The organism is Vibrio sp. YT-15, from assembly GCF_033337445.1.
GTDB lineage: Bacteria > Pseudomonadota > Gammaproteobacteria > Enterobacterales > Vibrionaceae > Vibrio > Vibrio alginolyticus.
In genome coordinates this window covers 1-1,994 of sequence record NZ_JAWOQR010000048.1, presented here as the reverse complement: position 1 = coordinate 1,994, position 1,994 = coordinate 1, and the positions used below count along the sequence as shown (strand labels likewise).

Genomic DNA, 1,994 nt, shown 5'->3' with positions numbered 1-1,994 from the left:
GTTCCATGTATTCGTATTGACCAGACCAAGCGAGCGAATACCCAGCAGGGAGCACCAGCTGGTCAGCCACTGCTTGCTGCGCTTCCACCACGTAAGAACCAAGGTCGCGGCCATCGATATCCACAAACACCCAGCCGTTAGGACGTGCGTTTTCGGTTTTGATCATCGGCGGACCGTCTTCGTAACGAATGTCAGCGACATCAGCGAGTGCAATACGCGCTCCATTTGGTGTCACTAGCGGTAAGTTTTGCAGCTTAACCACAGAGTCACGGTAGTCTTGCGGGTAGCGAACGTTTATCGGGTAGCGTTCCAAGCCTTCAATGGTTTCTCCAACATTCATACCACCGACAGCGGTTGAGATGACTTGCTGAACGTCTTTGATGCTCAATCCATATCTCGCGGCAGCGCGGCGTTTAATGTCGATTGTTACGTAACGGCCACCGGCTACACGCTCGGCATAAACCGATGAAGTGCCGCGAACGTTGTTCAAGATAGGTTCTAACTGCGCGCCAATCTTTTCGATCTCTTTCAGGTCTGGGCCTGCGATTTTGATCCCGATTGGCGTCTTAATGCCCGTCGCAAGCATGTCGATACGCGTTTTGATCGGCATTACCCACGCGTTGGTTAGCCCCGGGAACTGCACGAGATTGTCGAATTCTTTGCGCAATGACTCTGTGGTCACGCCTTCACGCCATTGGTCATGAGGTTTGAGCTGAATTACCGTTTCAATCATGGTGAGTGGTGCTGGGTCGGTGGCGGTTTCTGCACGGCCAATCTTGCCCCAAACCGTTTTAACTTCCGGTACGGTTTTGATCAGCTTGTTGGTTTGCTGAACCAACTCACGTGCTTTACCGATGGAAATGCCCGGGTAGGTGGTCGGCATGTACATCAAATCGCCTTCATCCAATGGTGGGATGAATTCGCTGCCTAGTTGGCTAGTTGGGTAGTACGCCGATGCTAATAGGCCGAGCGCCAGTACGATCATCGCTTTCGGATATTTCAAGCTCAGATTAAGCAATGGACGATACAGCGCAACCAGACCACGGTTCACAGGGTTCTTATGTTCTGGCAGTATTTTACCGCGAATAAAGTAACCCATTAGAACTGGCACGAGCGTGATCGCAAGTGCTGCCGCTGATGCCATGGCATACGTTTTGGTAAAGTCGAGAGGGGAGAAAATCTTGCCTTCTTGACCTTCCAGTGCAAACACTGGAACAAAGCTTAACGTGATAATAAGCAGCGAGAAGAATAGGGGCGCACCCACTTCTTCAGCGGCTTTGCCAATCACTTGCCAGCGGTTCTTATCCGTGAGTGGCGTTCGCTCAATGTGCTTGTGGACGTTTTCTATCATCACGATGGCACCATCCACCATTGCACCGATGGCGATGGCAATTCCTCCGAGCGACATGATGTTGGCATTAATGCCTTGAGAATGCATCACGATGAACGCTGCAAGGATACCTACTGGCAAGCTCAGGGCGATAACCAATGAAGAGCGAATATGGAACAAGAACAGTGCACAGACGATGGCTACGACGATGAACTCTTCCGCTAATTTCTTCCATAGGTTGTCGACAGCTGCATTGATCAGCGTAGAACGGTCGTAAGTGGTGACGATTTCAACACCATCCGGCAAGCTACGCTGTAAATCTTCCAGCTTGTCTTTAACTTTGCTGATCACCTCACTCGCGTTTTCGCCATAGCGCATCACGATCACGCCACCCACCGCTTCACCTTCGCCGTTAAGCTCAGAGATACCGCGACGCATTTGCGGACCTAAGTTGATGTCAGCAATGTCGCCCAATAAGAGCGGTGTACCTTTGTCGGTCACTTTAAGCGGCAGCGATTTAATGTCTTCGATGCTGGTCAAGTAACCGGTGGTGCGAACCATGTGCTCAGCTTCAGCAACTTCAACTACGGATGCCCCCGTTTCTTGGTTGCCGTTTTGAATCGCCATGTTTACTTGTTGCAGCGTTAAGTTGTATGCACGCAGC

The 1,994-nt window shown here is 51.0% G+C and carries 1 protein-coding gene; it reads right to left on the bottom strand.

What is annotated here, in order from left to right; translation table 11 throughout:
- Window positions 1-1,994: CusA/CzcA family heavy metal efflux RND transporter (locus R7D93_RS25120; RefSeq protein WP_318129541.1), on the bottom strand; the 1,994-nt coding region annotated here is incomplete at both ends.